This is a genomic window from Streptomyces sp. NBC_00289 (assembly GCF_041435115.1).
Classification (GTDB): domain Bacteria; phylum Actinomycetota; class Actinomycetes; order Streptomycetales; family Streptomycetaceae; genus Streptomyces.
Genome location: NZ_CP108046.1, coordinates 7,809,118 through 7,832,975 on the forward strand (window position 1 = coordinate 7,809,118; position 23,858 = coordinate 7,832,975).

The 23,858-nt window shown below is 69.1% G+C and carries 16 protein-coding genes and 3 rRNA genes; 15 read left to right on the forward strand and 4 right to left on the reverse strand.

Features of this window, described 5'->3' with window-relative positions; all coding sequences use genetic code 11:
• Positions 1-22: 22 nt before the first annotated feature.
• The gene (locus OG985_RS35345; protein WP_371672434.1) at positions 23-805 is read right to left on the reverse strand and encodes a sporulation protein; all 783 of its coding nucleotides are present in this window, start codon (positions 803-805) and stop codon (positions 23-25) included.
• Between the two features lie 138 nt (positions 806-943).
• Between OG985_RS35345 and OG985_RS35350 the strand changes: the two genes are divergently transcribed.
• From OG985_RS35350 to OG985_RS35370, 5 genes are all read left to right on the forward strand, one after another.
• On the forward strand, positions 944-1,585 hold the full coding sequence (locus OG985_RS35350; RefSeq protein ID WP_371672435.1) for a DNA-3-methyladenine glycosylase: 642 nt from the start codon (positions 944-946) through the stop codon (positions 1,583-1,585).
• A 537-nt stretch (positions 1,586-2,122) separates the two neighbouring features.
• A 16S ribosomal RNA gene (locus OG985_RS35355) occupies positions 2,123-3,648 on the forward strand.
• Between the two features lie 319 nt (positions 3,649-3,967).
• Positions 3,968-7,092 (forward strand): 23S ribosomal RNA (locus tag OG985_RS35360).
• Between the two features lie 104 nt (positions 7,093-7,196).
• Positions 7,197-7,313 (forward strand): 5S ribosomal RNA (gene rrf, locus OG985_RS35365).
• Together the 16S, 23S and 5S rRNA genes form the textbook arrangement of a ribosomal RNA operon.
• Positions 7,314-8,883: 1,570 nt before the next feature.
• Entirely contained in the window at positions 8,884-9,825 is a 942-nt protein-coding gene (locus OG985_RS35370; RefSeq protein WP_371674589.1) for a hypothetical protein, read from the forward strand.
• Positions 9,826-9,881: 56 nt separating this feature from the next.
• On the opposite strand, the gene OG985_RS35375 is transcribed toward OG985_RS35370, so the two are convergent.
• A complete protein-coding gene (locus tag OG985_RS35375; RefSeq protein ID WP_371672436.1) occupies positions 9,882-11,174 on the reverse strand; it encodes a DUF1015 domain-containing protein in 1,293 nt (430 codons plus the stop codon).
• A gap of 71 nt (positions 11,175-11,245) precedes the next feature.
• On the opposite strand from OG985_RS35375, the gene OG985_RS35380 reads away from it, so the two are divergent.
• The 4 genes from OG985_RS35380 to OG985_RS35395 all read left to right on the forward strand — a co-directional run bounded on the left by OG985_RS35380 (position 11,246) and on the right by OG985_RS35395 (position 15,334).
• Entirely contained in the window at positions 11,246-12,274 is a 1,029-nt protein-coding gene (locus OG985_RS35380; protein ID WP_371672437.1) for an HAD hydrolase-like protein, read from the forward strand.
• An 89-nt stretch (positions 12,275-12,363) separates the two neighbouring features.
• Positions 12,364-13,407 (forward strand): FecCD family ABC transporter permease, encoded by a 1,044-nt coding sequence (locus tag OG985_RS35385; protein WP_371672439.1) that lies wholly within the window; start codon positions 12,364-12,366, stop codon positions 13,405-13,407.
• Entirely contained in the window at positions 13,404-14,450 is a 1,047-nt protein-coding gene (locus tag OG985_RS35390) for a FecCD family ABC transporter permease (RefSeq protein WP_371672440.1), read from the forward strand. Before OG985_RS35385 ends, OG985_RS35390 begins: the two co-directional genes overlap by 4 nt.
• Positions 14,447-15,334, forward strand: a complete 888-nt coding sequence (locus OG985_RS35395; protein WP_371672441.1) for an ABC transporter ATP-binding protein — start codon at positions 14,447-14,449, stop codon at positions 15,332-15,334. The genes OG985_RS35390 and OG985_RS35395 overlap by 4 nt, the downstream gene beginning before the upstream one ends.
• On the opposite strand, the gene OG985_RS35400 is transcribed toward OG985_RS35395, so the two are convergent.
• A complete protein-coding gene (locus OG985_RS35400; RefSeq protein WP_371672442.1) occupies positions 15,318-15,665 on the reverse strand; it encodes an SCP2 sterol-binding domain-containing protein in 348 nt (115 codons plus the stop codon). The two genes, OG985_RS35395 and OG985_RS35400, sit on opposite strands and share 17 nt — an antisense overlap.
• A gap of 42 nt (positions 15,666-15,707) precedes the next feature.
• Here OG985_RS35400 and OG985_RS35405 point away from each other — a divergent pair, with 42 nt between their 5' ends.
• The 6 genes from OG985_RS35405 to OG985_RS35430 all read left to right on the forward strand — a co-directional run bounded on the left by OG985_RS35405 (position 15,708) and on the right by OG985_RS35430 (position 22,170).
• Positions 15,708-16,010 carry a hypothetical protein gene (locus OG985_RS35405; protein ID WP_371672443.1) on the forward strand — a complete coding sequence of 101 codons (303 nt, stop codon included), beginning with the start codon at positions 15,708-15,710 and terminating at the stop codon, positions 16,008-16,010.
• Positions 16,011-16,017: 7 nt separating this feature from the next.
• The gene (locus OG985_RS35410; RefSeq protein ID WP_371672445.1) at positions 16,018-16,833 is read left to right on the forward strand and encodes a TlyA family RNA methyltransferase; all 816 of its coding nucleotides are present in this window, start codon (positions 16,018-16,020) and stop codon (positions 16,831-16,833) included.
• Positions 16,830-17,735 (forward strand): NAD kinase, encoded by a 906-nt coding sequence (locus tag OG985_RS35415; RefSeq protein ID WP_356039713.1) that lies wholly within the window; start codon positions 16,830-16,832, stop codon positions 17,733-17,735. Before OG985_RS35410 ends, OG985_RS35415 begins: the two co-directional genes overlap by 4 nt.
• 210 nt (positions 17,736-17,945) lie before the next feature.
• Positions 17,946-19,664, forward strand: coding sequence for a DNA repair protein RecN (gene recN, locus OG985_RS35420; RefSeq protein WP_371674590.1), 1,719 nt, complete (start codon positions 17,946-17,948; stop codon positions 19,662-19,664).
• Positions 19,665-20,006: 342 nt separating this feature from the next.
• A complete protein-coding gene (locus tag OG985_RS35425; RefSeq protein ID WP_371672446.1) occupies positions 20,007-20,771 on the forward strand; it encodes a hypothetical protein in 765 nt (254 codons plus the stop codon).
• Positions 20,772-21,033: 262 nt separating this feature from the next.
• Positions 21,034-22,170, forward strand: a complete 1,137-nt coding sequence (locus tag OG985_RS35430) for a glycosyltransferase family 4 protein (protein ID WP_371672447.1) — start codon at positions 21,034-21,036, stop codon at positions 22,168-22,170.
• Between the two features lie 33 nt (positions 22,171-22,203).
• On the opposite strand, the gene OG985_RS35435 is transcribed toward OG985_RS35430, so the two are convergent.
• Positions 22,204-23,847: a PucR family transcriptional regulator gene (locus OG985_RS35435; RefSeq protein WP_371672448.1), complete on the reverse strand. Its 1,644-nt coding sequence runs from the start codon at positions 23,845-23,847 to the stop codon at positions 22,204-22,206.
• Positions 23,848-23,858 lie beyond the last annotated feature (11 nt).

Consider the following 23,858-nt stretch of genomic DNA (forward strand, 5'->3'; position numbering starts at 1 on the left):
CCTGGAACTGGTGGTTCCGAGCCTAGAACCAGTTGCGCTTGCTGCCGACCTCAGACAGCCACTGGTTGAGATAGCCCGCCCAGTCGGTGCCCTGGTAGTCGTGCAGACCGACCTGGAAGGAGCGGAAGGTGTCACTGCCCTCGCCGAACAGACCGGGCTTCTTGTCCATCTCCAGGACGACGTCCATCGCGTGCTCGTCGGCCACGAAGCTCAACTCGACCTGGTTGAGACCCCGGTACTGCGACGGCGGGAAGAACTCGACCTCCTGGTAGAACGGCAGCTTCTGCCGGGTACCCCGGATGTGACCGCGCTCCAGGTCCGCGTTCTTGAAGCGGAAGCCGAGCTGGATGAAGGCGTCCAGGATGGCCTTCTGCGCGGGCAGCGGGTGCACGTTGATCGGGTCGAGGTCGCCGGAGTCCACGGCGCGGGCGATCTCCAGCTCGGTGGTCACCCCGATGTTCATGCCACGCAGCGTCTGGCCGTCGATCGTCGTGATCGGCGTCTCCCACGGGATCTCGAGCCCGAACGGCACCGCGTGCACGGCACCCGCCTGCAGCTCGAAGGCGCCGCCGAGCCGCAGCTTCGTGAACTCGATGTTCTGCTTGTACTCCTCGTCGCCGCTCTCGACCTCGACCTTGGCCTGCAGTCCGACGGAGAGTCCCTCGATGGCCTGGTTGACGGAACCGCCCTGGATCCGCACCTCACCCTGGACGACGCCGCCCGGAACGACGTTGACCTCGGTCAGCACCGTCTCGACCGAAGCCCCGCCGGCCCCCAGGCTCGCGAGCAGCTTCTTGAACGCCATGACACTCCCTTTACGTGTGGGTCCTTGATCCCTAGAAACGCGATCCGGCCCCGGCCGGTTCCGCGCCCTCACCCTGGCAAGGCGAAGGCGCCTTGGCCACCCCGTTGCGTCCGCCCGTCTGCACTACCCTCGGACGGCATGATCGCGACCCCCGACCGTACGCCTCTGGCCAGAGAGTTCTTCGACCGCCCTGTACTGGAGGTCGCCCCCGATCTCCTCGGCCGTCTCCTGGTCCGCAGCACCCCGGACGGTCCGATCGTCCTGCGCCTGACAGAGGTCGAGGCGTACGACGGACCCAACGACCCGGGCTCGCACGCCTATCGCGGCCCCACAGCCCGCAACGGCGTGATGTTCGGTCCCCCCGGACACGTGTACGTCTACTTCACCTACGGCATGTGGTTCTGCATGAACCTCGTGTGCGGTCCCGAGGGCACCTCCAGCGCGGTCCTGCTCCGCGCCGGCGAGATCGTCGAGGGGGCCGAGTCGGCTCGCAAACGTAGACTCTCGGCCCGAAATGACAAGGAACTGGCCAAAGGGCCGGCCCGCCTGGCCACCGCCCTGGGGGTGGACCGAGCACTGAACGGCACGGACGCGTGCGCGGTCGACGAAACCCCCCTGCGGGTCCTGACCGGCACACCCGTGGCCGCCGACCAGGTACGCAACGGTCCCCGCACCGGAGTGGCCGGCGACGGAGGCGTCCACCCCTGGCGCTTCTGGATCGCCAACGACCCGACGGTGAGCCCTTATCGGGCCCATGTGCCCAGGCGTCGCTCAAGTTGACGCGTCTTGGGAAGGTGCGTAATGTAGCCCGAGCCGCTTGACCCGGGTACGGCGATCGCCAGCAGCCGGAAGTGGCCAACCCACTACCTATGAATCCCCCTCAGCGAGGGCGAGTTCGGCGTGCTTGCATGTCTGAATTCGGGACCCGCGGACTCGATTATGAGTTGGCGAGGGGGATCGGCTAACGTAGTGAATGTCGAAAGGCCGACAGCGAAAGCAAAAGCCATTCGGCATATCCCACCGACTGGGAATCGGATCGAAAAACGGTCTGATAGAGTCGGAAACGCAAGACCGAAGGGAAGCGCCCGGAGGAAAGCCGCGAGACAGTGTCTCGGGTGAGTACAAAGGAAGCGTCCGTTCCTTGAGAACTCAACAGCGTGCCAAAAATCAACGCCAGATATGTTGATACCCCGTCTCCGGCCGTCTGGTCGGGGCGTGGTTCCTTTGAAGTAAACACAGCGAGGACGCTGTGAACGGCCGGGCTTATTCCGCCTGGCTGTTCCGCTCTCGTGGTGTCATCCCGATTACGGGACAACATTCACGGAGAGTTTGATCCTGGCTCAGGACGAACGCTGGCGGCGTGCTTAACACATGCAAGTCGAACGATGAACCACTTCGGTGGGGATTAGTGGCGAACGGGTGAGTAACACGTGGGCAATCTGCCCTTCACTCTGGGACAAGCCCTGGAAACGGGGTCTAATACCGGATAACACTCCTGCAGGCATCTGTGGGGGTTAAAAGCTCCGGCGGTGAAGGATGAGCCCGCGGCCTATCAGCTTGTTGGTGAGGTAATGGCTCACCAAGGCGACGACGGGTAGCCGGCCTGAGAGGGCGACCGGCCACACTGGGACTGAGACACGGCCCAGACTCCTACGGGAGGCAGCAGTGGGGAATATTGCACAATGGGCGAAAGCCTGATGCAGCGACGCCGCGTGAGGGATGACGGCCTTCGGGTTGTAAACCTCTTTCAGCAGGGAAGAAGCGAAAGTGACGGTACCTGCAGAAGAAGCGCCGGCTAACTACGTGCCAGCAGCCGCGGTAATACGTAGGGCGCAAGCGTTGTCCGGAATTATTGGGCGTAAAGAGCTCGTAGGCGGCTTGTCGCGTCGGTTGTGAAAGCCCGGGGCTTAACCCCGGGTCTGCAGTCGATACGGGCAGGCTAGAGTGTGGTAGGGGAGATCGGAATTCCTGGTGTAGCGGTGAAATGCGCAGATATCAGGAGGAACACCGGTGGCGAAGGCGGATCTCTGGGCCATTACTGACGCTGAGGAGCGAAAGCGTGGGGAGCGAACAGGATTAGATACCCTGGTAGTCCACGCCGTAAACGGTGGGAACTAGGTGTTGGCGACATTCCACGTCGTCGGTGCCGCAGCTAACGCATTAAGTTCCCCGCCTGGGGAGTACGGCCGCAAGGCTAAAACTCAAAGGAATTGACGGGGGCCCGCACAAGCAGCGGAGCATGTGGCTTAATTCGACGCAACGCGAAGAACCTTACCAAGGCTTGACATCGCCCGGAAAGCATCAGAGATGGTGCCCCCCTTGTGGTCGGGTGACAGGTGGTGCATGGCTGTCGTCAGCTCGTGTCGTGAGATGTTGGGTTAAGTCCCGCAACGAGCGCAACCCTTGTTCTGTGTTGCCAGCATGCCCTTCGGGGTGATGGGGACTCACAGGAGACTGCCGGGGTCAACTCGGAGGAAGGTGGGGACGACGTCAAGTCATCATGCCCCTTATGTCTTGGGCTGCACACGTGCTACAATGGCAGGTACAATGAGCTGCGATACCGTGAGGTGGAGCGAATCTCAAAAAGCCTGTCTCAGTTCGGATTGGGGTCTGCAACTCGACCCCATGAAGTCGGAGTTGCTAGTAATCGCAGATCAGCATTGCTGCGGTGAATACGTTCCCGGGCCTTGTACACACCGCCCGTCACGTCACGAAAGTCGGTAACACCCGAAGCCGGTGGCCCAACCCCTTGTGGGAGGGAGCTGTCGAAGGTGGGACTGGCGATTGGGACGAAGTCGTAACAAGGTAGCCGTACCGGAAGGTGCGGCTGGATCACCTCCTTTCTAAGGAGCATCTAGGCCGCCAGGCATTGTCTGGTGGTCCAGGGCCATTACGTCGGCATACGTTCGACGGTGGTTGCTCATGGGTGGAACGTTGATTATTCGGCCGGTTTTCCGGGTCGGAGGCTGCAAGTACTGCTCGCAAGAGTGTGGAAAGCATGATCTTCGGACGGGATGCGGCCGGGCACGCTGTTGGGTATCTGAGGGTACGGCCGATTGTTGGCTGCCTTCAGTGCCGGCCCCAGTGCACTCGGACTCATGGTCCGGGGTGATGGGTGGTTGGTCGTTGTTTGAGAACTGCACAGTGGACGCGAGCATCTGTGGCCAAGTTTTTAAGGGCGCACGGTGGATGCCTTGGCACCAGGAACCGATGAAGGACGTGGGAGGCCACGATAGTCCCCGGGGAGTCGTCAACCAGGCTTTGATCCGGGGGTTTCCGAATGGGGAAACCCGGCAGTCGTCATGGGCTGTCACCCATACCTGAACACATAGGGTATGTGGAGGGAACGCGGGGAAGTGAAACATCTCAGTACCCGCAGGAAGAGAAAACAACCGTGATTCCGGGAGTAGTGGCGAGCGAAACCGGATGAGGCCAAACCGTATACGTGTGAGACCCGGCAGGGGTTGCGTATGCGGGGTTGTGGGATCTCTCTTTCACAGTCTGCCGGCTGTGAGGCGAGTCAGAAACCGTTGATGTAGGCGAAGGACATGCGAAAGGTCCGGCGTAGAGGGTAAGACCCCCGTAGTCGAAACGTCAACGGCTCGTTTGAGAGACACCCAAGTAGCACGGGGCCCGAGAAATCCCGTGTGAATCTGGCGGGACCACCCGCTAAGCCTAAATATTCCCTGGTGACCGATAGCGGATAGTACCGTGAGGGAATGGTGAAAAGTACCGCGGGAGCGGAGTGAAATAGTACCTGAAACCGTGTGCCTACAAGCCGTGGGAGCGTCGCGCATTGAGTTTACTCAATGCGTCGTGACTGCGTGCCTTTTGAAGAATGAGCCTGCGAGTTTGCGGTGTGTTGCGAGGTTAACCCGTGTGGGGAAGCCGTAGCGAAAGCGAGTCCGAACAGGGCGATTCAGTAGCGCGCTCAAGACCCGAAGCGGAGTGATCTAGCCATGGGCAGGTTGAAGCGGAGGTAAGACTTCGTGGAGGACCGAACCCACCAGGGTTGAAAACCTGGGGGATGACCTGTGGTTAGGGGTGAAAGGCCAATCAAACTCCGTGATAGCTGGTTCTCCCCGAAATGCATTTAGGTGCAGCGTCGTGTGTTTCTTGCCGGAGGTAGAGCACTGGATAGGCGATGGGCCCTACCGGGTTACTGACCTTAGCCAAACTCCGAATGCCGGTAAGTGAGAGCACGGCAGTGAGACTGTGGGGGATAAGCTCCATGGTCGAGAGGGAAACAGCCCAGAGCATCGACTAAGGCCCCTAAGCGTACGCTAAGTGGGAAAGGATGTGGAGTCGCACAGACAACCAGGAGGTTGGCTTAGAAGCAGCCACCCTTGAAAGAGTGCGTAATAGCTCACTGGTCTAGTGATTCCGCGCCGACAATGTAGCGGGGCTCAAGCGTACCGCCGAAGTCGTGTCATTCATACACATATCCCCAACGGGAGTATGGATGGGTAGGGGAGCGTCGTGTGCCGGGTGAAGCCGCGCCGGAAGGCAGTGGTGGACGGTTCACGAGTGAGAATGCAGGCATGAGTAGCGATACACACGTGAGAAACGTGTGCGCCGATTGACTAAGGGTTCCTGGGTCAAGCTGATCTGCCCAGGGTAAGTCGGGACCTAAGGCGAGGCCGACAGGCGTAGTCGATGGATAACCGGTTGATATTCCGGTACCCGCTGTGAAGCGTCAAACATTGAACCAGGCGATGCTAAGTCCGTGAAGCCGTTCCGGACCCTTCGGGGAAAGGAAAGTGGTGGAGCCGACGGACCAGACCTGCAGTAGGTGAGTGATGGGGTGACGCAGGAAGGTAGTCCATCCCGGGCGGTGGTTGTCCCGGGGTAAGGGTGTAGGCCGTGCGATAGGTAAATCCGTCGCACATCAAGGCTGAGACCTGATGCCGAGCCGATTGTGGTGAAGTGGATGATCCTATGCTGTCGAGAAAAGCCTCTAGCGAGTTTCATGGCGGCCCGTACCCTAAACCGACTCAGGTGGTCAGGTAGAGAATACCGAGGCGTTCGGGTGAACTATGGTTAAGGAACTCGGCAAAATGCCCCCGTAACTTCGGGAGAAGGGGGGCCATCACTGGTGATCCGATTTACTCGGTGAGCTGGGGGTGGCCGCAGAGACCAGCGAGAAGCGACTGTTTACTAAAAACACAGGTCCGTGCGAAGCCGTAAGGCGATGTATACGGACTGACGCCTGCCCGGTGCTGGAACGTTAAGGGGACCGGTTAGTGCGCTTTCGGGCGTGCGAAGCTGAGAACTTAAGCGCCAGTAAACGGCGGTGGTAACTATAACCATCCTAAGGTAGCGAAATTCCTTGTCGGGTAAGTTCCGACCTGCACGAATGGCGTAACGACTTCTCGACTGTCTCAACCATAGGCCCGGTGAAATTGCACTACGAGTAAAGATGCTCGTTTCGCGCAGCAGGACGGAAAGACCCCGGGACCTTTACTACAGTTTGATATTGGTGTTCGGTTCGGCTTGTGTAGGATAGCTGGGAGACTGTGAAGCTTGGACGCCAGTTCAGGTGGAGTCGTCGTTGAAATACCAGTCTGGTCGTGCTGGATGTCTAACCTGGGTCCGTGATCCGGATCAGGGACAGTGTCTGATGGGTAGTTTAACTGGGGCGGTTGCCTCCTAAAGAGTAACGGAGGCGCCCAAAGGTTCCCTCAGCCTGGTTGGCAATCAGGTGTTGAGTGTAAGTGCACAAGGGAGCTTGACTGTGAGACCGACGGGTCGAGCAGGGACGAAAGTCGGGACTAGTGATCCGGCGGTGGCTTGTGGAAGCGCCGTCGCTCAACGGATAAAAGGTACCCCGGGGATAACAGGCTGATCTTCCCCAAGAGTCCATATCGACGGGATGGTTTGGCACCTCGATGTCGGCTCGTCGCATCCTGGGGCTGGAGTCGGTCCCAAGGGTTGGGCTGTTCGCCCATTAAAGCGGTACGCGAGCTGGGTTTAGAACGTCGTGAGACAGTTCGGTCCCTATCCGCTGCGCGCGCAGGAATATTGAGAAGAGCTGTCCCTAGTACGAGAGGACCGGGACGGACGAACCTCTGGTGTGCCAGTTGTCCTGCCAAGGGCATGGCTGGTTGGCTACGTTCGGGAGGGATAACCGCTGAAAGCATCTAAGCGGGAAGCCTGCTTCGAGATGAGTATTCCCACCCCCTTTGAGGGGTTAAGGCTCCCAGTAGACGACTGGGTTGATAGGCCGGATCTGGAAGCACCGTAAGGTGTGGAGGTGACCGGTACTAATAGGCCGAGGGCTTGTCCTCAGTTGCTCGCGTCCACTGTGTTAGTTCTGAGACAACGACCGTTGTCGGCTTTGAGCAGAACATTAAATTGAAAAGTGTGCTTGTTCGCTCGAAACCAATAGGGTTTCGGTGGCCATAGCGTGAGGGAAACGCCCGGTTACATTTCGAACCCGGAAGCTAAGCCTCACAGCGCCGATGGTACTGCAGGGGGGACCCTGTGGGAGAGTAGGACGCCGCCGAACAATCTTTGGAGGACCCCTGGTCACCAGCGTTCAGCTGGGACCAGGGGTCCTTTTGTTTTTCCAGAGCGCGCCGGGTACCCGGCTGCGCGAGAATGACTTGCGGTACCGAAGACAGGAGTCACCGATGTCCACCAACTCTCCCGACGACCGACCGGAGCGCGACCAGCGGCGACGGGACAGTGGTGACCGCGGTGACCGCGGCGGGTTCCGTGGTGGTCCGCAGCGCGGCAACGACCGTGCCGGCGACCGCGGTAGCGACCGCGGCGGTGACCGTGCCGCGTACGGACGCCGTGACGATCGCCGGGATGACCGGCGAGGCGACGACCGTGGTGACCGTGGCGGCTTCCGTGGCCGTGACGACCGCGATCGTGGCGGCTATGTCCGCCGCGACGACCGTCCTTCCGGCCCCCGTCGTGATGACCGTTCCAGTTCCGGCGCTCCGCGCCGCGACGACCGTTCCGGGTCGGGTGCTCCGCGCCGCGACGACCGGTCCGGTTCCGGTGCTCCGCGTCGTGACGACCGCTCGGGCGGTTTCCGTCGCGACGACCGGCCGTCGTCGGGTCCGCGCCGCGACGACCGTCCTTCCGGTCCCCGTCGTGACGACCGGTCCGGTTCCGGTGCTCCGCGTCGTGACGACCGCTCGGGCGGTTTCCGTCGCAACGACCGGCCGTCGTCGGGACCGCGCCGCGACGACCGTCCTTCCGGTCCCCGTCGCGACGACCGGTCGGGCTCCGGTGCTCCGCGTCGTGACGACCGCTCGGGCGGTTTCCGTCGCGACGACCGGCCGTCGTCGGGTCCGCGCCGCGACGACCGTCCCGCCGGCCCGCGTCGTGACGACCGTGACCGTGGCGGGGTCGCCAGGGGCGGAGACCGTCCTCCGTTCCGTCGCGATGACCGTGGTGAGCGGCGCGACAGTGGCGATGATCGCCGTGACTTCCGTCGTGACGACAACCGTGGCGGCTTCCGTCGCGATGATCGGCGTGACGACCGTCGGACCGATGACCGCGGTGACCGTGGGGGTTTCCGCGGCCGTGACGACCGTCCCGGCGGGTTCCGTCGCGACGACCGGGGAGACCGTCCCGAGCGTGGCGGATTCCGGCGTGACGATAGCCGGGGCGAGCGGCCTGCCTACGGCCGCCGCGACGAGCGTAGGGACGATCGACGCGATGACCGCCGTGAAGGCGAGCGCGCCGGCTTCCGTGGCACCGATGACCGGGGGCCTGCCCGCCGCGACGACCGTGGGAGCTTCTCGCGTGACGACCGGCGGAGTGACGACCGTGGGAGCTTCCCCCGTCGTGACGACCGCCGCGATGATCGGCGCACTGACGACCGTGGTGACCGTGGTGGCTTCCGGCGTGACGACAGCCGGGACGAGCGCGGTGGCTTCCGAGGGCGCGACGACCGAGGCCGCGACGATCGCGGCCGTGGGGGCTTCGGCGCCCGGCGTGATGACCGCGGCAGCGGCCGCCCCGGAGGCTTCCGAGGCCGTGACGACCGCAGGGGCGACGACCGTCCCGGTGGCTTCCGCGGCCGTGACGAGCGGGACCGGGACCGTGAGCCGATCAAGCGGCTGCCGATTCCCGACGAGGTCACGGGCGACGAGATCGACAAGGACGTACGGCAGGAGCTGCAGAGCCTGCCGAAGGGGCTCGCGGAGGACGTCGCCAGGAACCTGGTGATGGTCGCCCGGCTCATCGACGAGGACCCCGAGGGCGCTTACGGCTACTCCCGGGTGGCCCTGCGGCTGGCCTCGCGCGTCGCGGCGGTGCGTGAGGCGGCCGGGTTCGCGGCCTACGCGAACCAGAAGTACAGCGAGGCGCTTGCCGAGTTCAGGGCCGCACGGCGGATGACCGGCAACGCGGAACTGTGGCCCGTCATGGCCGACTGCGAGCGTGGACTCGGGCGGCCGGAGAAGGCGCTCGACATGGCCGGTGCACCCGAGGTGCACAAGCTCGACAAGGCCGGGCAGGTGGAGATGCGGCTCGTCGCGGCCGGCGCCCGGCGCGACATGGGGCAGCTCGACGCGGCCATCGTGACGCTGCAGAGTCCCGAGCTGGCCTCCAACTCCGTGCAGCCGTGGACCGCGCGACTGCGGTACGCCTACGCCGACGCGCTGCTCGCGGCCGACCGCGAGGGCGAGGCACGGGAGTGGTTCGCGAAGGCCGTGGAGGCCGACAAGGACGGCAGCACGGACGCCTCGGACCGGCTGGCCGAGATCGACGGCGTGGACTTCGTCGATGCCCTCGACGAGGACGAGGACGAGGTCGACGGCGAGATCCGGAGCGAGAAGGACAGCGACGGTGAGCCCCGGGACACGTCCGCGGACGACGTCGAGGACGAGGTCAAGGACGACGTCGACGTCGAGGACGACATCGAGGCCCGCGTCGACGACGACATTGACGACGACCTTGAGGACGGCGTCGAGGACGACCTCGACACCGAACCCGGCGATGCCCTCGAGGTCGATCAGGACCGCGACCGCGAAGGCGATCGCGATCACGACAAGGACTGACACCGCCGAGTGAAGGGGGCGGGATTCCGGGAACGGGATCCCGCCCCTTTCGTATGTCAGGCGTCGAGCGCGCGCAGCACCAGTCCCGATGCCGGTTTCGGGCCGAACGACGTCGACTTGCGGGGCATCGTCACGCCCTGGCGGGCGAGGTCGCGGACGACCTCCTCGCGGACGGGGTGCATCAGGACGGCCGTACCGCCGTCGCGTTCCGCCTTCTCGACCGTGGCCGCCGTGTCGTGGATGTAGGCGATGTGGGCGGGGGAGTCCTCGGGGATGTGCCAGACGTGGTCGAGGAGCGTGGCGTGCAGCACCGTCGCGTCCAGGGTGCGCCAGGCCGCGGGCCGGTCCGCCGGGACGGTGCGCGCCAGGAGCTCCGGATCCGGGCGGTCGACGAGATGGAAGGCGCCGTCGCCGGCGAGCAGGAAGGCGTTGCTCGCGCGGACCGCGTCGGCCAGGGTCTCCAGAGCTGCCGGGAGCGGCCCCTCCAGGCGGCGGACGCGGAACAGGCCGTCGAGGGCGGCCACGGCCTCGGCCACCGGCAGGCCGTGCAGCAGCCGGTGGATCGCACGGACGCGGAGCGGGTAGCGGGCGGTGTCCACCAGGAGGACCAGACCGAAGTCCCAGGGGCCCGGGGACGGGTGCTCCGCGCGTAGACGCCGGTAGGTGGCCCAGCGATGGTGGCCGTCGGCGATGAGCGCCTGGTGGCGGGCCAGGTCGGACTGGATGCGGCTGAGGGCGGCCGGGTCGGTGATCGACCAGAGGCGGTGGCTGAAGCCGTCCTCCGTGGTCGTCGACAGGAGCGGGGGCTGCTCGGCGGTGCGCTCGACGGCCTCGGCCGCCGCGGTTCCCGTGCCGTCGCCCCGGTAGGTCAGGAGCAGCGGTTCGAGGTTCGCGGAGGTCGCGCGCATGAGGGCCGCGCGGTCGGCGACGACGTGGGGCATGACGTCCTCGTGGGGCAGCACCACGCCGTCGGCGGGGTCCGACAGACGCAGGGCGCCTATGATCCCGCGCTGGAGCATGCCGTCGTCGTGCCGCTGTTCGTAGACGTACAGGCCGGGTTCGGAGTCGGTGGTCAGGACTCCCTCGGACAGCCAGCGGCGCAGGGTGTCGGCGGCCTGTTCGTTGCGGACACTCGGAGTGGTGGCCTGGGGCAGGATCAGCCGGACGATGTTGTACGGGTCCGCGGACTGGAGGTGGTGCAGGCCGTCGGGGCGGACCACGACGTCGTACGGAGGGGATGTCACGGCGGCCAGGCTGCCGACCCGGTCGGGGTCGTACCGCAGGCCTCGGAACGGGGTGAGTTCCAGGCCTCGGGGCGCCGTTGCTTCCGAGTGACCTGCTGAGTTCATCCCGGCATCGTACGTGTGTCAGTGGCATGCGGGATGATCGGGGAAAGCGGACGAACGAGGAGCGATGTGGAATGAGCCAGAGCGTCAGGACGAGGCCCGAGGGCAGTGGGCGGGCCCTGAGCGAGGCGTACGACACGGCGCTGCTCGACCTGGACGGGGTGGTGTACGCGGGCGGGCACGCGATCGCCCACGCGGTCGACTCGCTGGCCACGGCACGGTCCGGCGGGATGCGTCTCGCGTACGTCACCAACAACGCGCTGCGGACGCCTGACGCGGTCGCCGACCACCTCACCGAGCTGGGCATACCGACGGGGGCGCCGGACGTCATCACTTCGGCACAGGCCGTGGCCCGGCTGATCGCCGAGCAGGTGCCGGCGGGCGCGCGGGTGCTGGTGATCGGCGGGGAGGGGCTGCGGGTCGCGTTGCGCGAGCGGGGGCTCGAGCCCGTCGAGTCGGCGGACGACGATCCGGCGGCCGTGGTCCAGGGCTTCGGCGGGCCGGACCTGCCCTGGGGCCGCTTCGCGGAGGCCAGCTACGCCGTCGCGCGCGGGGTGCCGTGGTACGCGTCCAACACCGACCTGACCATTCCCAGCGGGCGCGGGATCGCCCCGGGCAACGGTGCGGCGGTCGAGGTCGTCCGGATCGCCACCGGTGCCGAACCGCAGGTCGCGGGCAAGCCGTTGCCGCCCATGCACCGCGAGACGATCCTGCGGACCGGGGCCGAGCGGCCACTGGTGGTGGGGGACCGCCTGGACACGGACATCGAGGGCGCGTTCAACGGCGAGGTCGACTCGCTGCTGGTGCTGACCGGTGTGACCGACGGCCCCCAGCTGCTCGCGGCGCCGCCGCAGCACAGGCCGACGTTCGTCGACGCCGATCTGCGGGGCCTGCTCACCGGGCAGCCGGAGGTCACCGAGGCGGGGGACGGGTTCCGCTGCGGTGGATGGACGGCGACGGCCGGCACGGAACGACTGGAGCTGGAGGGCGACGGCGAGGCCGTCGACGGGCTGCGAGCGCTGTGCGCGGCGGCCTGGACGGTGGCGGGGGAAGGTGTCTGCGAGCTGGATTCGGGGAAGGCGTTGGCACGGTTGGGGTGGTGAGCCGTCCGCGGGGAGGGCTGTGAACCCCTGCGAGGAGCCGACGTGGACCGGAATCGTGGCAGATTGCGAGGGTAGGCTAACCTAACCGGGTGTTGGTCGACAGTCCTCCCGAACAGCGCGCGGACACCGCCCCCGCGCCCCCAACCCGCCGGGCGATACGAGCGTTTGGCCTGCTCGTCTCCGTCGCGATCCTGGTCCTCGTCGCGTTGGCAAGCATCGCGATCGGGGCGAAACAGCTGTCCATGGGAGAGGTCTGGCACGGTCTGTTCCAGGACTCCGGGACCTACGCCGACGTCGTGGTGTCCGAGCGGGTGTCGCGGACCGTCCTGGGACTGCTGGCCGGCGCCGCCCTCGGGTTGTCCGGAGCCGTGCTGCAGGCGCTCACCCGTAACCCGCTGGCCGACCCCGGCCTGCTCGGCATCAACGCGGGCGCCTCCGCGGCCGTGGTCACCGCCATCACCTTCTTCGGCGTCACCTCGCTGAGCGGCTACGTGTGGTTCGCCTTCTTCGGCGCGGCCGCGGTGGGGGCGCTGGTCTGGTTCCTCGGCGGCAGCCGGGGCGCGACACCGGTGCGGCTCGCGCTCGCCGGTACGGCGATCAGTGCCGCGCTCTACGGCTATCTCCAGGCCGTGATGATCACGGACGACGCGGCGCTCGGCAAAATGCGCTTCTGGACGGTGGGTTCGCTGTCCTCCGCGACCGACGAGACCATCGTGCAGGTGCTGCCGTTCCTCGCGGTCGGCACGGTGCTCGCGCTCGCTCTCGCCCGGCCGCTCAACGCCATGGCCATGGGCGACGACACCGCCAAGGCCCTCGGGGCCAACCTGAACCGCACCCGGGCGCTGTCCATGCTGGCGGCCACCGTGCTGAGCGGGGCCGCGACCGCGGCGTGCGGTCCGATCGTGTTCGTGGGCCTGATGGTGCCGCACGTCGTGCGGTCCTTCACCGGGCCCGACCTGCGCTGGATCCTGCCGTACGCGACCCTTCTGTCGCCCGTGCTGCTGCTCGGCTCCGATGTCGTCGGCAGGGTCGTCGCCCGGCCCGCGGAGCTCCAGGTCGGCATCGTCACCGCGATCATCGGCGGGCCGGTGTTCATCTTTCTCGTACGACGGCGGAGGACGGCGCAGCTGTGAGCACCACCCGGAGCAACCGTGCCCTCAGGACGCCGGGCGGACTCTCCGTCCGGCTGGACGTGCGGGCCTTCGTCGTGGTCGTCCTGCTGCTGCTCGTCGCGCTCACCGCGAGCGTCGTGCTGATCGGGACCGGCGACTTCCCGATCCCGCCCGCCGACGTTCTTCGGACGCTGGCGGGCGGCGGCACCGCCGGGCAGGAACTCATCGTCAACGAGCTGCGCCTGCCACGGGTCCTCGTCGGCCTGCTGGTCGGTGCCTCGCTCGGGCTGGGCGGGGCGCTGTTCCAGTCCATCTCCCGCAATCCGCTGGGCAGTCCGGACGTACTCGGTCTCGGGCAGGGCGCGACGGCGGGGGCGCTCGTCGTGATCGTGCTGATGTCCGGGACCGCAGCCCAGGTCACCGTCGGTGCGCTGGTCGGCGGCCTGGTGACCGGGCTCGCGATCTATCTGCTCGCCTGGAAGCAGGGCGTGCACGGCTATCGGCTGGTGCTGGTCGGCATCGGTGTCTCCGCGGTCGTCACCGCGGTGAACGGCTATCTGCTCACCGTCTCCGACATCGTCGAGGCGTCCCGTGCCGTCGTCTGGATGACCGGCTCGCTCAGCGGCCGCGACTGGACCCAGGTCTGGCCGCTGCTCGTGCTGTGCGCCGTGCTCGTACCACTCGTCCTCGCCCATGCGCGCGGGCTGCGGATGATGGAGATGGGCGACGACGTCTCGCACGCGCTCGGGGTGCGCGTCGAACGCGTACGGCTGGTGCTGATGGTGGCCGCCGTCCTGCTCACCGCGGCCGCCACCGCCGCCTGCGGTCCCGTCAGCTTCGTGGCGCTCACCTCGCCGCAACTCGCCCGGCGGCTGACCCGCTCGCCCGGACCGAACCTGCTGCCGTCCCTGTGCATGGGCGCCGCGTTGCTGGTCACCGCCGACTGGGTCTCGCAGTGGACCTTCGGCGCGGACCAGCTGCCCGTGGGCGTGGTCACCGGTGTCCTCGGTGGCGTCTACCTGCTGTGGCTGCTGGTCACCGAACGCAGGGCGGGCCGGATATGAGCGCCGACAGCAGCACCCCCAGCGGGCCGAACAAGCAGAGGAGCACCGTGAACCGCCTGTCCGCCGACCAGGTCACCCTTGCCTACGACCAGCGTGTCATCGCCGAGCAGCTGTCGGTCGAGATACCCGACAACTCCTTCACCGTGATCGTCGGCCCGAACGCGTGCGGCAAGTCGACGCTGCTGCGGGCGCTGTCGCGCATGCTCAGGCCGAGTCAGGGACGGGTGCTGCTCGACGGGCAGGTCATCCAGTCGATGCCGGCGAAGAAGGTCGCACGGACCCTGGGGCTGCTGCCGCAGTCCTCGATCGCCCCGGACGGCATCACCGTCGCCGACCTGGTCGGCCGCGGCCGCTACCCGCACCAGGGGATCCTGCGTCAGTGGTCTACGGAGGACGAGCGGGTCGTCCGGGAGGCGATGGCGCAGACCGGCGTCGGCGAGCTGGCCGACCGGTACGTGGACGAGCTGTCGGGCGGTCAGCGGCAGCGCGTGTGGATCGCCATGGCACTCGCCCAGCAGACGCCGCTGCTGCTGCTCGACGAGCCGACCACGTACCTCGACATCCAGCACCAGATCGATGTCCTCGACCTGTGTGCCGAACTGCACGAGGAGCAGGGCCGCACGCTCGTCGCCGTGCTGCACGACCTCAACCACGCCGCCCGGTACGCCACCCACCTCATCGCGTTGCGCGAGGGCGAGATCATTGCGGAGGGCGCGCCGGGCGACATCGTCACGGCCGAGCTGGTCGAGGACGTCTTCGGGCTGCGCTGCCAGGTGATCGACGACCCGGAGACGGGAACGCCGCTGGTGGTGCCGGCCGCCCGCAGGACACGGGCCGGAGACCGGGCCGATGCCCGGAAGCCGGCCGCTACAGAAGCTTCCTGAGGCGGAACACGTCCCGCAGGCTCGCCTCCAGCTTCACCCGGCCCGCGCCCCAGGCCTTCGCGAAGTTGAGTTCGCCGTTCACCATCGCCACGAGGTCGTCCCCGGCCATGGTGAGTCTGATCTCGGCCTTCTCGCGCGGCGGTCCCTGGAGGGTGTCGGTCACCTCGATCCGGCCGCCGGTGAGGCGGCCGACGAAGGTGATGTCCAGGTCGGTGATACGGCAGCTCAGCGAGCGGTCCAGGGCCGCGGCCTCGGCCACGCCCCCTTCGGCGCCCGCCATGTTGTCCGAGAGCTTGTCGAGTGCGGCTCGGCACTCCTCAGTCGTCGCCATCGCGACCGACGGTACCCCAGCGCTTCGCGGTAGCGTCGGGGCATGAGCGACTCAGTGCCCGAGGTCGAGGCCCGGGCGGAAGCGACGGCTGCGGAGCCGCAGGCTCCGGCCGAACCGGAGTACGACCCCGCCGTTCCCGCCCCGCTGGGTGTGGAGCGCACCTCCACCGGCAACGCCGAGGTCGACGCCCAACTGGAGCGCCTGGCCGACGCCGACCACCTCGCCACCGACGGACACGTCGAGGTGTACGAGGATGTACACCGGGGGCTGCGCGACGCGCTCACCGCGCTCGACGCCCGCCCGGGACCTCCGGCGCCCCCGCCGCCGTACCAACACAGGAGCTGAACCGAACGTGGCAGGAGTGGCACGCCGCCGCCTCGATGCCGAGCTGGTCCGCCGCAAGCTCGCGCGCTCGCGCGAGCACGCCGGCCAGCTGATCGCCGCCGGGCGCGTCTCCGTCGGCAGGACCGTCGCGACCAAGTCGGCCACCCAGGTGGAGACCGCCGCCGCCATCGTGGTCGCGGCCGACGACGGGGATCCCGACTACGTGTCGCGGGGCGGCCACAAGCTCGCCGGCGCGCTCGCGGTCTTCGGCCCCGAGGGGCTCGTGGTCGAGGGGCGGCGGGCGCTGGACGCCGGCGCGTCCACCGGCGGCTTCACCGACGTACTGCTGCGGGCGGGGGCCGCGCACGTGGTCGCCGTCGACGTCGGATACGGGCAACTCGCGTGGTCTCTGCAGAGCGATGAACGCGTCACCGTCAAGGACCGTACGAACGTACGCGAGTTGACGCTTGAAGTGATCGATGGGGAGCCTGTGGATCTTGTCGTGGGGGATCTGTCCTTCATCCCGCTCGGGCTGGTACTGCCCGCCCTGGTGCGGTGTGTGAAGCCGGACGCCGACCTGGTGATGATGGTCAAGCCGCAGTTCGAGGTGGGGAAGGAGCGGCTGGGCAGTGGGGGAGTCGTACGAAGCCCGGAGCTGAGGGCGGAGGCCGTGCGCGGTGTGGCCGCCCGGGCCGGGGAACTCGGGCTCGGGGTGCGGGGGGTCACCGCCAGCCCGCTGCCCGGACCCTCCGGGAATGTCGAGTACTTTCTGTGGCTGCGGGCCGGGGCACCGGAACTCGACCCGGCCGATGTCGACCGTGCAGTGGCGGAGGGGCCGCGTTGACCGAGAACCGAGCTCGTACTGTTTTCCTGCTTGCCCACACCGGGCGGCCCGCCGCCATCCGCAGCGCCGAGCTCGTGGTCAAGGGGCTGCTGCGGGAGGGGATCGGCGTACGCGTCCTGGAGGCGGAGGCGCGCGACCTGCCGCTGCCGAGCGAGGTGGAGCTGGTCGGGGAGGCCACCCCGCAGTGCCTCGACGGATGTGAGCTGCTCATCGTCCTGGGCGGTGACGGCACGCTGCTGCGCGGCGCCGAGTTCGCCCGGGCCTCCGGGGTGCCCATGCTCGGCGTCAACCTCGGACGTGTCGGGTTCCTCGCCGAGGCCGAGCGGGACGACCTCGACAGGGTCGTCGACCGGGTGGTGACCAAGTCGTACGAGGTCGAGGAGCGGATGACCGTCGACGTGGTCGTGCACCGCAACGGCGACATCGTGCACACCGACTGGGCGCTGAACGAGGCGGCCGTGCAGAAGGTCTCCGCGGAGAAGCTGCTGGAAGTCGTGCTGGAGATCGACGGGCGGCCGGTGACGGGATTCGGATGCGACGGGATCGTGTGCGCGACTCCCACCGGATCGACCGCGTACGCCTTCTCGGCAGGCGGGCCCGTGGTGTGGCCCGAGGTCGAGGCGCTGCTGATGGTGCCGATCAGCGCGCACGCGCTGTTCGCGAAACCGCTGGTGACCTCGCCGAACTCCGTCCTGGCGGTGGAGGTGCTGCCGCACATTCCGCCGGGGGTCCTGTGGTGTGACGGGCGGCGGACCGTGGAGTTGCCGCCGGGTGCGCGGGTCGAGGTGCGGCGGGGGGCCGTGCCGGTGCGGCTGGCCCGACTGCATCACGCGTCGTTCACCGATCGGCTGGTCGCCAAGTTCGCCCTGCCGGTGTCCGGGTGGCGGGGGGCGCCGCACTAGCGCTCGGAAGAGGGGTGCGGGGGGATATGCGCGGTTACGGGTGGTCTGTCGCTGACCGCGCGGTTCCCCTCGTCCCGGGATTCGTGCACTCGCGTGGGTGACATGGGCGTCCCGTGCGCATTCGTCTAGCTGGGCCTTCTCGTAAGGAGGGCGGGGGGGCGTCGCACTTCCTCCCCCTGACCTCGTAAGGTCGTGTCCGTGTTGGAGGAGATGCGGATACGGTCGCTCGGAGTCATCGACGACGCGGTCGTCGAGCTGTCGCCCGGTTTCACCGCCGTGACGGGTGAGACGGGTGCGGGCAAGACCATGGTGGTCACCAGCCTGGGGTTGCTCCTGGGCGGGCGTGCCGACCCGGCGCTCGTGCGGATCGGAGCGAAGAACGCGGTCGTGGAGGGGCGGATCGCCGTACCCGCGGGCGCGTCGGCGGTCCTGCGGGCCGAGGAGGCGGGCGCGGAGCTCGACGACGGGGTGCTGCTGATCAGCCGTACCGTTTCCGCGGAAGGGCGGTCCCGGGCTCACCTCGGCGGCCGGTCGGTGCCGGTGGGGCTGCTCGCCGAGCTGGCCGACGACCTGGTGGCCGTGCACGGCCAGACCGACCAGCAGGGGCTGCTCAAGCTGTCCCGGCAGCGGCAGGCACTCGACCGGTACGCCGGTGACGCCGTCGCGGTGCCGCTGGCCAAGTACACCGAGGCCTACCGGCGGCTTCGGGCCGTCGCCGTCGAGCTCGACGAGATCACCACCCGCGCGCGTGAGCGGGCCCAGGAGGCCGACCTGCTGCGCTACGGGCTCGACGAGATCGCGGGCGTCGAGCCACGCGCCGGCGAGGACGTGGAGCTCGCGGAGGAGGCGGAACGGCTGGGGCACGCGGAGGCGCTGGCGTCCGCCGCCACGGCCGCGCACGCCGCGCTCGCGGGCAATCCGGAGGACCCCGAGGGCATCGACGCCGCGACGCTCGTCGCGGGCGCGCAGCGGGCCCTGGACGCCGTGCGGTCGCACGACCCGGCGCTGGCGGCACTCGCCGAGCGGCTCGGCGAGATCGGGATCCTGCTCGGTGACGTGGCCGGGGAACTGGCGGGGTACGCCGACGACCTCGACGCCGACCCGCTGCGGCTGGCGGCCGTCGAGGAGCGGCGGGCCGCGCTGGGGGCGCTGACCCGGAAGTACGGCCAGGACGTCGCCACGGTGCTCGCCTGGTCCGAGCAGAGCGCCGCGCGGCTCACCGAGCTCGACGGCGACGACGAGCGGATCGGCGAGCTGACGATCGAGCGGGACGCGCTGCGGGCCGAACTGGGCGGGCTCGCACAGGCACTGACGGACGCGCGGGCGGAGACGGCGGAGCGGTTCGCGGCCGCGGTCACCGCCGAGCTGGCCTCGCTGGCCATGCCGCACGCGCGCGTGTCCTTCGACCTCCGGCAGACCGAGGATCCCGAGGGCGTCGAGGTCGGCGGACGCACGGTGGCGTACGGGCCGTCGGGTGTCGACGAGGTCGAGCTGCTGCTCGCCCCCCACCCGGGCGCACCGCCGCGGCCGATCGCCAAGGGAGCGTCCGGCGGTGAACTGTCCCGCGTGATGCTGGCCGTCGAGGTCGTGTTCGCGGGCACCGATCCGGTGCCGACGTACCTCTTCGACGAGGTCGACGCCGGAGTCGGCGGCAAGGCCGCGGTGGAGATCGGACGGCGGCTGGCACGGCTGGCGAAGACCGCGCAGGTCGTGGTGGTGACGCATCTGCCGCAGGTCGCCGCCTTCGCGGACCGGCAGCTTCTGGTGGAGAAGACGAACGACGGATCGGTCACTCGGTCCGGGGTGAAGGTCCTCGAGGGCGAGGAGCGGGTCCGCGAGCTGTCCCGGATGCTGGCCGGTCAGGAGGACTCGGAGACCGCCCGGGCGCACGCGGAGGAACTGCTGGCGACGGCCCGGAGCGACGGCTAGCGCGCGGGCGGCACCGTCTGCCCGATGAGGAGCGGAGCGCGGCGCGTGCTCTGGGGCCCCCGGCGGGAGGCTGGGGGAGTGCCGGTCGCACATCCTCGCGCCGGACGCAGCAGGGCTTTCGGCCGGTACGGCGAAGAGGTCCCGCCGCCGCCCGACCCGGGCGACGCTGGTTCGACGACGGGGGCGCGTGGCGGGCGAGGACGGTCTCCCGCCTCCCGACTCGGGCGACGATGAGGGCGTGGCGCCCGCCGGGCGTCGCCAACGTGCGGACGTCGCCCGGGTCGCGGCACAAAAACCATGCGCGGTGACCGGGGCCCGTCCCCGGGTCCGTAGGGTGGCCGGATGATCAGCCGTGCTCGTCGGACCACTTCGCTCGCGCTCTCCGCCGCTCTCACCCGGGCCGGGCTCATCGCCCTTCGTGCGTCCGCTCCCGGCGGCCGTCGGCGCTGGGAGCGGACGAACCACGCCGGTCGACCTGTCGGGCTGTACGCGGGACCGGCCGCCGTGGCGGGAGCCGCCGTCGGGGCCTGGCGGACCCGGCCCGCCGTGGGAGCCGCCGTCGCCGCCGCCGGGTTCTGCGGGGCATACGACGACGTCGTCGGGGCCGGTGACTCCAGGCGCGGGTTCGCGGCGCACCTCTCGGCGCTCCGGGACGGCGAGGTCACCAGTGGGGCCGTCAAGCTGTTCGGTGTCGCCGGGGCGGGGCTCGTCGCGGGGGCCGTGCTCAAGGAGCGGCCCCTCGACAAGCTGCTCGCGGGTGTGGTGATCGCCGGAGCCGCGCACTTCGTGAACCTTCTCGACGTACGACCGGGGAGGGCGGCCGGCGCCGTGCTCGTGCTCGGGGCTCCCGGACTGCTGCGCCGGGGGGAGGGGGCCGAACTGGCCGCTGCCGCCGTGGGAGCCGCCGCGGCCGTGCTGCCCGACGACCTCGGGGAGCGCGTGATGATCGGCGACACGGGGGCCCACGCGCTGGGCGCGGCGCTGGGAGCCGCCGTCGTGGCGGGCAACGGGCGCACCGGACTGCTCGCGCACGCCGTCGCCCTGACGGTGGCGGCGGTGCACGGCGACAGGGTGAGCGCGGCCGCGCGCGGGCCGGTCGGCCGCTGAAGTGGCCTGCGGCGGGGGCGTGTTCGGTTCCGAGGGGGGCGTGCGATGCGTCCGGAACCTACCCTTCCCTCACTCGTGTGAGTGACCTGCCGCGTCGCGTCACCGCCCTTCGCGTTCGCGGCGTTGCCGGAACACCCGTACGGCCTGGCATCCTTGTCCCATAACGCAGCACGCGTAGGAAGCGCGCGGTACACCCCTCCGCCCGACAACTTCTGTACGTTTCCTCGTGACCGCCCGACGCCGAACCAGGAGCCCCGGCCACGTGACCCCCGTGAGCAGCCACTCACCGCACGGCCGGCCGCCGTTGCGCACCGTGCAGGTGCTGGGCGGCGGCAACGCCCGCAGCAGCGCGCACGTGCGTTCCCTGGCCCTGGGGCTCGCCGCACGGGGCGTGCGGGTCACGGTGTGCGCCCCCGCCGACGCCGATCGCTCCTACGACTTCACCGGTGCCGGAGCCGCACACGTGCACGTGCCGCGCAGCAGCGATCCGGCCTCCGTGGCCGCGCTGCGGGCGGCGTGCGCGGAAGCGGACCTGGTGCACGCGCACGGCCTGCACGCCTCCTTCCGCGCCGTGCTCGCGCTCAGTGGCCGCCGTACCCCACTGGTCGTCACCTGGCACGACCGCGCGCATGCCGAGGGGGCCCGCGCCCATCTGCTGCGTCTGCTGGAGCGCCGCGTCGTCAAGGCCGCCTCCGTGGTGCTCGCCACCACCTCCGACCTGGTGGACCGGGCGCGCCGGACGGGAGCGCGGGACGCGCGGCTCGCGGCCGTGACGCTCCCCGGCCCCCGCGGCGACGTGGAGCAGGAGGACCCCGACCGGCTGCGGCCGAAGGTCCGGGCCGAACTCGGCGCCACCGGACGCCCCTTGCTGCTGGCCGTCGGCTCCCTCGACGCGCACCGCGGCTACGACACGCTGCTCGACGCCGCGCGCACGTGGCGCCGCCTCGACCCGGTGCCGCTCGTCGTGGTCGCGGGGGAGGGGCCGTCACGGGCCGTCCTCCAGCGGCGGATCGAGGACGAGGGACTGCCGGTCCGGCTCATCGGCCGCCGGGAGGACGTCGGCGAACTGCTCGCCGCCGCCGACCTCGCCCTGCTGCCCAGCAGGTGGGAATCGCGCTCGGTGCTCGCCCAGGAGGCCCTCCTCGCGCGCGTGCCGCTCGTCGCCACGGCCGTCGGCGGTGTCCCCGAACTCGTCGGCGACGCGGCCGAACTCGTGCCCGCCGCGGACGCGGAGGCTTTCGCCGACGCCGTGGTACGACTCCTCGGTGATCCCGGGCGACGCGAGCTCCTCCGGGACCGGGGCACCCGGCAGGCCGCCACCTGGCCCACCGAGGACGAGACCGTCGCCCAGGTGCTCAGCGTCTACGACGAGTTGACCCAGCCGCGGCCGTTCATCTAGGGCGTCGCGAGGGGACGAACGTCACCCGCCGCCTCACTGCGCGACATGCCTGCGTGCGCGCAGTGCCAGGCTCAACGCCAGCACCGTCTGCGGGTCGTCGAGATCGGTGCCGAGCAACTCCCCGATCCGGGCCAGCCGGTTGTAGAGCGTCTGCCGGTTGAGGTGCAGCTCGCGTGCCGTTTCCGCCTTGCGGCCGGCATGCGCCAGATAGGTCTGGAGGGTGGGCAGCAGAGGCGGCCGGGAGCGGCTGTCGTGGTCGCGGAGCGGGCCGATCGCGCGGTCCACGAAGGCCGCCAGGTCGGGATGGTCGCGCAGCCGCCACAGCAGCAGGTCGATGTCCAGGCGCCGGGCGTCGTACCACGGCCGGTCCGACAGGCCCTGCGCGGCGGTTGCCGTCTCCGCCGCGTGCCGCAGCCCCGCCGAGGCCGCCGCCCAGCCGCCGGCCACCCCGACGACCACGACGGGCGGCTGCGCCCCGGGCCGCTGTATCCCGGCCCGCTCCACACCCGTCCGCAGCGCCGCCGCGACCCGGTCCGCGACCGCCGATCGCTCCGACTCCGAACGCAGGCCCAGCAGCAGCGGAACGCGGCCCTCGACCGGTCGTACCCCCAGCAGGACCGGAACCCCCACCGAGGCCAGCTCCTCCGCGACCGCGCGCGCCAGAACCGCCCAGCCGCCGCCGGAGGAGAGGGCGTCGCCCAGCCGCATCACCACCGGCAGCAGCGGGCTGTCGCCCGGCTTGAACCCGAGAACGCGTGCCTGCGCCGGCGCGTCCTGGGCGGCGACACGGCCCTCCGCGAGGTCGGTGAGGAAGTCGCCGCGCCCCCGTGCGGCCAGCTCCTCCTCCTGCCGGGCCTGCATCAGCACCACCGCCAGGATGCCGGCGGTGCGTTCCGCGGCGATCCGGTGGACCGGCGCGAGCGGAGTCCGTACGGGCAGCAGGACCAGGCGCGCGCGGACCGACCCCGTCCCCGGGCCGCCGCCGGGCACGTCCACCAGCACCGAACCGGCCGGCGGGGTGTCCCGGTGCTGGGCGCGCAGTCCCTCCCAGACCTGGAGCGGGTCCGCGCCCTCGGGGCCGGCTCCGGCGGCGTACAGAAGCAGGCCGTCCGGAGTCTCCAGGAAGACCGGGTTGGCGGCGAAGTCGGCCAGGATGCCGAGCACCTGGGGAATGCCGCCACCGCCGAGCAGGGCCTCGGTGCAGCGGCGGTGCACCTCCTCGGCGCGTTGCAGGAGCGCGTAGTGGCCGTTGACGATCTCGGTGTGGACCTCCTCGGTGACCGCCACGAACGGGACCTCGCGGTGCAGCTGGACCAGGGGCAGCCCGGTCGCCCGTGCCGTGTCGACGAGGGCCGCGGGCAGGCGGGTGAAGCGCGGGCCGAGCTCCACGACCAGGGCCGCGATGCCACGCTCGGCCAGGGTGCGCACGAACGCGCGCTGTTCGGCCGGACGGGTGCCGAGGCCGTAACCCGTGGTCAGCAGCAGCTCTCCGCCCTTGAGGAGGGAGGCGATGTTGGGCACCTCACCCGCGTGCACCCAGCGCACGGTGCGTTGCAGCCGGTCGGCGCCCGCGAGGATCTCGGGCAGCCCGCTGCGCAGTCCGGGCAGCTCCAGCGCCCGCTGAACGGTGATCCCCGCGCCCTGGGTGTCGAATCTGCTGTCCATACCGCTGTCCATGAGCCGGACGC